The 7557-nt window shown below is 74.2% G+C and carries 8 protein-coding genes; 2 read left to right on the plus strand and 6 right to left on the minus strand.

Annotated features, from left to right (window positions below):
* The first annotated feature begins 95 nt into the window (after window positions 1–95).
* Window positions 96–740 (plus strand): hypothetical protein, encoded by a 645-nt coding sequence (locus AC1MIR_RS13430; protein WP_480028654.1) that lies wholly within the window; start codon window positions 96–98, stop codon window positions 738–740.
* 261 nt (window positions 741–1001) lie between these two features.
* Here AC1MIR_RS13430 and AC1MIR_RS13435 read toward each other — a convergent pair whose 3' ends face one another.
* From AC1MIR_RS13435 to AC1MIR_RS13455, 5 genes are all read right to left on the minus strand, one after another.
* Window positions 1002–1211, minus strand: coding sequence for a tripartite tricarboxylate transporter substrate-binding protein (locus AC1MIR_RS13435; RefSeq protein ID WP_480028655.1), 210 nt, complete (start codon window positions 1209–1211; stop codon window positions 1002–1004).
* A gap of 90 nt (window positions 1212–1301) precedes the next feature.
* Window positions 1302–1844 (minus strand): N-acetyltransferase family protein, encoded by a 543-nt coding sequence (locus AC1MIR_RS13440; protein ID WP_480028656.1) that lies wholly within the window; start codon window positions 1842–1844, stop codon window positions 1302–1304.
* Between the two features lie 48 nt (window positions 1845–1892).
* On the minus strand, window positions 1893–2273 hold the full coding sequence (locus AC1MIR_RS13445; RefSeq protein WP_480028657.1) for a helix-turn-helix domain-containing protein: 381 nt from the start codon (window positions 2271–2273) through the stop codon (window positions 1893–1895).
* Between the two features lie 87 nt (window positions 2274–2360).
* Window positions 2361–3182: an alpha/beta hydrolase gene (locus AC1MIR_RS13450; RefSeq protein WP_480028658.1), complete on the minus strand. Its 822-nt coding sequence runs from the start codon at window positions 3180–3182 to the stop codon at window positions 2361–2363.
* A gap of 3 nt (window positions 3183–3185) precedes the next feature.
* On the minus strand, window positions 3186–5774 hold the full coding sequence (locus AC1MIR_RS13455) for an FtsK/SpoIIIE family DNA translocase (protein ID WP_480028659.1): 2589 nt from the start codon (window positions 5772–5774) through the stop codon (window positions 3186–3188).
* 113 nt (window positions 5775–5887) lie between these two features.
* Between AC1MIR_RS13455 and AC1MIR_RS13460 the strand changes: the two genes are divergently transcribed.
* The gene (locus AC1MIR_RS13460) at window positions 5888–6544 is read left to right on the plus strand and encodes a Crp/Fnr family transcriptional regulator (RefSeq protein ID WP_480028660.1); all 657 of its coding nucleotides are present in this window, start codon (window positions 5888–5890) and stop codon (window positions 6542–6544) included.
* 63 nt (window positions 6545–6607) lie between these two features.
* Here the strand turns inward: AC1MIR_RS13460 and AC1MIR_RS13465 are convergent, their stop codons facing one another.
* Window positions 6608–7147 carry a fasciclin domain-containing protein gene (locus AC1MIR_RS13465; protein WP_480028661.1) on the minus strand — a complete coding sequence of 180 codons (540 nt, stop codon included), beginning with the start codon at window positions 7145–7147 and terminating at the stop codon, window positions 6608–6610.
* Window positions 7148–7557: the final 410 nt, after the last annotated feature.

Genomic DNA, 7557 nt, shown 5'->3' on the forward strand with positions numbered 1-7557 from the left:
CGGCTCGGCTTCCAGGACCTGTTGCGGGCGGCGACGGGCAAGCCGCACGACCCCGCCGACGACACCGCCCCACTGGCGCCCCGCTACCTCGCCGGGTGAACCCCCGCCCCCCCCCCCCCCCCCCCCACCCCACCCCCCCCCCCCCGGCCCCCGCGCCGCGGCGCGGGGGGGGGGCCGCCGCCGCCGAGCGGGACGGCGATGCACGGCTGCATTGGATCGAGGCGGCGCCGGAGCGCCACGCGCTGGCGCTGCTGATCGCCGAGGGCGACCGCGTGCAGATGGGCGACCCGGCCTTCCGCGCCGAGCTCGCCACCTGGATCCGCTCGCGCCACAGCGCCCGGCGCGACGGCCTCTCCGCCGCCGGCTTCGGCATGCCCGACCTGCTTTCCGGCGTGGCGGCGATGGTGCTGCGGCGGTTCGCCCTGGGCAACGGCCAGGCGGCGCGCGACGCCGCGCTGGCCGATGGCGCCCCGGCGCTGGCGGTGCTGGCCACGCCGGGCGACACCGCGCGGGACTGGATGGCGGCGGGCGAGGCGCTGGAGCGGCTGCTGCTGGCCTTGACTGCCGGCGGCCTCGCCGCCTCCTACCTCAACCAGCCGATCGAGGTGCGCTGGCTGCGGCCGCGCGTGGCCGCCGCGGGGGGGGCGGCGATGCCGCAGGTGCTGCTGCGGATCGGGCGCGGCCCGAAGCCCTCGCCTTCCGCGCGCCGGCCGGTGCCCGAGGTCCTGCTGGAAGCGTGATCCCGGGGATGCGGGCGCCGGGCCTTTCCGCCCCTGGCGGCGCGGTCGGCCCTCGGCAAGGCCGGCGCGCTGCACCACCTCCCGCCATTTCGGCACCTCCTCGCGCCGCAGCGCGGCGCGCGGGGCGGGCCCGTCCAGCAGCAGCCGCCCGCCCGACTCCTCCAGCCGCTGCGCCAGGGTGGTGCCGTGGGCGAGCGGGGCGACCTCCCGCGCCAGCAGGTCCACCACCTCGGGCGGCGTGCCGCGCGGGGCGAACATCGCCTACCAGATGGACATGTCGTAGCCGGGCACGCTCTCGGCCACCGCCGGCACAGCGGGCAGCACCGGGGTGCGCTGCGCGGAGGTGACGCCGAGGCCGAGCAGGCGGCCATCCTCGATGTGGCGCAGCCGCTCGATCAGCCCGGTCACCATCAGGTCGATGTCGGCCGCATAGAGCGCGTTCATCGCCGGCGCGACGCCCCGATAGGGCACGTGCAGCAGGTCGGCGAAGGGATCGTAGCCGCGCGGGCCTGCCTGGCGCGGCCGCGTTGCCGCGATCAGGCCTGCGCACGCCCGCCGCCGTCAACGCGAAGCGCGATGCGTCCCGTTGAGCTCCTTCCAGAAGAAGGCCGATCCTTCCAGCCGCGCGCGGTCGGTGGAGAGCGCGAAGCGCGGCACCACGCCGAGCAGCGTCCAGCCGAGCGATTCATACAGGCGCTGCGCCGCGCTGCCCTCCACCGTGTCGAGCACCAGCAGGCTGCGCCCTTCCTCCCGCGCGACGTCTTCCAGGCGCAGCATCAGCGCGCGGGCGATGCCGCGGCGGCGACCCTCGGGATGCACCAGAAGCTTGGTGACGTCGGCGCGATGCGCCTGGTTCGGCTGCGGCGCGAAGGCGAGCTGCACCGTGCCCAGAATCCTTTCCCCGTCGCGCGCGACAAGCAGCCGGCGGTCGCGCGCGGCGCGGCCGGGCAGCACGGCGCGGCGCCACCAGGCCTCGCTGTCCTGCTGCGTGAAGGGCAGCACGAAGTTCACGCTCGCGCCGCCCTCGACGCAGGCGCGCAGGATCGCGGCCAGCGCGGGCAGTTCGCGCGCGGCGCCGTCATGGTCCAGTTCCTCGATGCGCATGGCGGAGTCCCTGACCTTGGATGCTGAAGTCGTCGGTTCGCCGGCGAGTCAGATGGTGTCCGAAGCGCCCCTGTCAGCCTCGTTCAGTATCGCCAAGATGCGCAGCGCCGCATCAAGCGGCACAGATTTTCGGAACTGGAGCAGCATGTGCCCGGGGCGCTCTGGGTCCTCGTTCATGCTAAGCTTGGCCTGAGGCGGATCACTTGCCGTCCGCGCCGTCAGCGAGCGGTTAGACCCCGGGTCCAGGTCGCGTGCAGTGCAGTCGAGCGCACGGGCCAGTGCCTCCAGCGACAGGGGGTCAGGTAGCGTCATGCCGCGGAAGTAGCGCGACATGCTGTCACGGCCGAGCTTGGTCGCGCGGCAGAGCTCTGCCTGGGCCATCCCCCGCTGTAGGCTGCGCTCCTGCAACTCGCGCCTCAAGTGGCTCAAGCGAGCTTCCCGGTTCCACCCGGCGCCAAGCGATTCTTCTCGCATGCGAGAAGAACTGGCATGGGCGGTGAGCCGTAGCAAGCTCTCTCAAAGTTGGGGGAGGCGCTTCGCTAGGAACCTCGCCGCCGCCTCGACCCCTCCGGCGGCGCCGATCTCGTTGTGGCCGGCCTCCGGCGCTTCCCAGACCTCGACCGGCGCCCGCGCGCGCGCCGCCAGCGCCCGGCCCATCGCGGGCGGCACCAGCGTGTCGCGCGCGCCCGGCAGGATCAGGATCGGCGCGCGCACATCGCCGATGCGCGCGAGGCTGTCGTAGCGGTCGCGCAGCAGCAGGCCGGAGGGCAGCAGCGGATAGTGCCGCTTCGCGAGATCGAGCAGGCTGGTGTAGGGCGATTCCAGCACGACGGCGCCGACCGCCTCCGGCTGCTCCGCCGCCAGCCGGATCGCGATGCCGGTGCCCAGGGATTCGCCCCACAGCACGATGCGCGCGGGCGCGATGCCATCGGCCTGCAGCGCCGCGAGCCCGGCGCGCGCGTCGTCGAACAGCCCCGCCTCGCTCGGGCTGCCCGGATTGCCGCCATAGCCGCGCCACTGCACGAGCAGCGCGCCCCAGCCTTCCTGCCGGAAGCGTTCCACGCGGCCCGCACGATGCAGCAGGCTGCCGCCATTGCCGTGCAGGTAGAGCACCACGGGCGCGCGATCGTCGGGCGGCGGCAGCGTCCAGGCGAGGATCGCGAGCCCATCCGCGGTGCCGAGCGTCCGCGCCGCGACGTCGCGCAGGCCGAGCAGCGCGGGCGGCGGCGGCGGCGTGGGATCGGGGAAGTAGATCAGCCGGTCCTGGAAGGCATAGAGCGCCGCGCCCGCACCGCCGAGCATCAGCAGCCCGCCGAGCGCCGCACCGAGCAGCGCCAACCGCTACTCCCGCGGCCCCGGCGCCAGCACCTCGCGCTTGCCGACATGGTTCGCCGGGCTCACCACGCCTTCCTTCTCCATCTGCTCGATCAGCTTGGCGGCGCGGTTGTAGCCGATGCCGAGATGGCGCTGCAGGAAGCTCGTGCTCGCCTTCTCCTCGCGCGTCACCAGCTCCACCGCGCGGTCATAGAGCGAACCCTCCGCGTCGGTGTTGCCGCCGAGCATCCCGGCTGCGCTGCCGATGTCGCCCTCCTCGTCCTCGGTCTCCGTCACCTCGTCCACATAGGCGGGCTCGCCCTGCTCGCGCAGGAAGGCGACGATCTCCTCGACCTCCGTGTCGGAGACGAAGGGGCCGTGGACACGACTGATGCGCCCGCCGCCGGCCATGTGCAGCATGTCGCCCTGGCCGAGCAGCTGCTCCGCGCCCTGCTCGCCCAGGATGGTGCGGCTGTCGATCTTGGACGTCACCTGGAAGCTGATGCGCGTCGGGAAGTTCGCCTTGATCGTGCCGGTGATCACGTCCACCGAAGGCCGCTGCGTCGCCATGATCACATGGATGCCGGCCGCGCGCGCCATCTGCGCCAGGCGCTGCACCGCCGCCTCGATCTCCTTGCCGGCGACGATCATCAGGTCCGCCATCTCGTCGATGACCACCACGATCATCGGCAGCGGCTCCAGCACCAGCGGCTGGTCCTCGAACAGCGGGCGGTTGGTGTCGGGGTCGAAGCCGACCTGCACGCGGCGCGTCAGCACCTCGCCCTTCTGCCGCGCGGCGACCACCTTGTCGTTGTAGCCGGCGATGTTGCGCACGCCGAGCTGCGACATGGCGCGGTAGCGGCGCTCCATCTCGCGCACCGTCCATTTCAGCGCGCCGATCGCCTTGCGCGGATCGGTGACCACCGGCGCGAGCAGATGCGGGATGCGGTCATAGACCGACAGCTCCAGCATCTTCGGGTCGATCATGATGAAGCGGCACTCGTCGGGGCTGAGGCGGTACAGCAGCGACAGGATCATGGTGTTGATCGCCACCGACTTGCCCGAGCCCGTGGTGCCCGCGATCAGCAGATGCGGCATGCGCGCGAGATCGGCGATGACCGACCCGCCGCCGATGTCCTTGCCGAGCGCCAGGTTGAGCCGCCCCGGATGCCGCGCCCAGTCCTCCGACGCCAGCAGTTCCGACAGCAGCACCGTCTCCCGCCGCGCATTCGGCAGCTCGATGCCGATGACGTTGCGGCCGGGCACCGTCGCGATGCGCACGGCGGTGACCGACATGGAGCGCGCGATGTCGTCGGCGAGCCCGATGACGCGCGCGGATTTCGTCCCCGGCGCGGGCTCCAGCTCGTACAGCGTCACCACCGGGCCGGGGCGGATCTCCACGATGCGGCCGCGGACGCCGTAATCCTCGAGCACCGTCTCCAGCATCCGCGCATTGCCCTGCAGCGCCTCCTCGGACGGGCCGGCGGCGCGCTTCACCGGCGGGCCGGAGAGCAGTTCCAGCGGCGGGAAGCGCCAGGCCTCCTCCACCAGGGGCAGGCTGGGCTGGCGCGTCTCGCTCGCCGGGCGCGGCGCGTGGCGCGCGGCCACGCGCGGCGCGGCGGGCTTGCGCGGCGCGGCCGGCGCGAGCGCCGGCTGCCCTGGCGCGGCCGCCGCGGCCTCGGGCTCGCGCGTCACCACCGGCACGCCGACCGAAGGCTCGCGCCGGCGCAGCACGGCGCCGGGCTGGGGTCCGTCCTCGGCCGCCTCATCGGCGCGGCGCAGCACCTCCGACAGCGGCAGTGGCGCCTGGCGGCGGCGGCGCAGCGCGCCGAAGGCCACGCGGAAGGGCCAGGCGACGGCGCGGCCCGCGGCGCCGAAGACGCGGGCCACCACGCCCGAACGCCGCGCCTCATCCGCCGCGCTGGCGATCTGCCCGGCGCCGCTCGCCGCGACGCGCCCGGCGCCGGAGGCCGCGGTGATCGCCGCGGCGCCCGCCGCGTGGCCCGCCCGGCGCCCGTCGCCGAGCGTCAGGCCGAGTGCCACGAAGGCGAGCAGCGCCGTGACGCCCCAAAGGACGAAATGCGCCATCCCCTCGCCCACCGAGCCGAGCATCCGGCCGAGGAACTCCATCACCAGCTCCGCCAGCGGCGGGCCCGCGGCGCCGGCCGGGCCGGGCGGCGCCGGCCTGCCCTCGGGCAGCGGCAGCAGCGCCAGGGAGGCGGCGGTCAGCGGCAGGGCGGCCAGCAGGCAGGCCAGGCGCAGCACGAAGGGGGACAGGCCGCGATGGATCGCCAGCCGCCACGCCCAGGTCATCAGGCAGGCCACCGGCAGCCAGGCGGCGAAGCCCACACCCTGCAGCAGCACATCGGCCATATGCGCGCCGACCGGGCCGGCGAGGTTGCGCGTCTCCCGCGCCGTCGCGGTGGACCAGGACGGGTCGGAGGGGTCGTAGCTTGCCAGCGCCACGGCCGCGACGAGGCCGGCCAGCACCAGCAGCAGCGCCAGCAATTCCGCCAGGCGGCGGCGGATCACCGCCTTCACGGCGGGCGAGGCGAAGCGGCGACCGGCGGCGGCGAGGCGATCGCCGACCGCGCCGGGCGCCGGGCGTCCATCCATGGCGCGCGGCATTCTCTCGGCAGTCCTCAAGCAGGACGGAAGTTCTACACCGGAAGTCTCTCGATTTGCACGCTCCGCTTCCGCATCGGGCCGGATCGGCCCAGGATCGGCCGATGACACCCGACCCGGCCGCCGATCGCGCCATCCCGCCCGGTCTGGACCCGGCGCTGCGTGCCCGCCTGTCCGCGGCGGCGCTGCCGCGCGCGGCGCCGGCCGGCGCGGTGCTGTTCCATCCGGGCGATCCCTGCCGCGGCTTCGTGATGGTGGGCACCGGTACGGTGCGGGTGGACCTGATCGCGGAGGACGGCCATGCGCTGCTGCTCTACCGCGTCGCGGCCGGCGAGGCCTGCCTGCTGACCACGGCCTGCCGGTTCTCCGGCGAGGCCTATGCGGCGGAGGGCCGTGCCGAGACGGCGGTGGCGGGGCTGCTGCTGCCGAGCCCGGCCTTCGATGCGCTGGTGGCCGAGAGCGCCGGGTTCCGCCGCTTCGTGCTGGCCGGCTTCGGGGCAAGGATCGCCGCGCTGATGGCGCGGATCGAGGCGCTGTCCTTCCGCAGCGTGGACCGGCGCCTGGCCGAGGCGCTGCTGGCGCATGGCGGCGCGGAGGTCGCGGCAACCCAGGCGGAGCTTGCGGTGGAGGTGGGAACGGCGCGGGAAGTGGTGACCCGCCGCCTCAATGCGCTGGCGCGCGCGGGGCTGGTCGCGCTCGGGCGCGGGACCGTGGCGAGCCGCGACCTGGCGGCGCTGCGCAGCCTGGCCGAGGGCAACTGACGGCTGCGCGGGGCGGGGGAAGGCCCGGGCGACGGGCCTGCCCCCGCTTCCACGCCGCCGCCGTCAGCGGATCAGGACACCGTCGATGCCATGGATCACGCCATTCGCGCAGGCGATGTCCGCCTGGACGATGTTGGCGGTCACGTTCTGGCCCGCACTGACCTGGAGGTTCTGCGAGCCCTGCGGCCGGGAGAAGGAGAGCGTGCTGCCGGCCTGGGTGGTCAGCTGCGGTCCCTGCGCCAGTGCGGCGGCCGGGAAGCGGCCCTGGATGATGTGCGCGCCCATCGCGGCGGGGGCCAGGACAGGATCGGGCTCGCGCCCCTGGCCGGGGTCCATCGGGAAGATGCGGTCCACAAGGCTCGGCGGGACCTTGCTGATCGCCGCGTTGGTCGGCGCGAAGATGGTGATGTTCTGCATGTTGCGCACGCTGCCCACCATGTGGCCGCTGTTGATGGCGTTGAGGAAGCGTGCGTAGTCGGGCATGCCGGCGAGCGTGTCCACGCAGTTCCGCAGCTGGGCGGAAGCCGGGCTCGGCACCGCGGCGAGACCGACTGCGAGCCCGAGGCCCAGGGCGACGGCGGCCAGGGAAGAAGCTTTGCGCATCGTTGTCTCTCCAATTCCGTGTGCTGTTGTTGACCCGTGCGGCGGCGCCCTCGTCGGCGCGACGGCCGACAATCCCCGTCGCACCGAATAGTTGCGTTGCGTCATATCAATTAAACAGCTCACATAGACGTGAGGCACGGTGCCGTGATCCCGCGCGGCTCACCGCGGCGCGAGGCTTTGCCGTGACGCCACCGCGACGCGGTGTTCCGGCGGCCGACGATCAACCGCGGCGGCATGGCTGCGCCGTCCGGGCGGCCTTGCGGGGCCGGGCCGCCCCAGGGCGCAGCCGCCCCGGCAATGAAATCTAGTCGGCCGGCGGCCGGTCGCGGCGGGGGCGCGTGGCGCCGGCGCGGCGGGCCGCGGCCGGGCATTCCTATGGCGCCTGGCTGGTGCAGCACCTTCTGGGCCAG

It is taken from the genome of Falsiroseomonas sp. RANM36 (assembly GCF_056682175.1).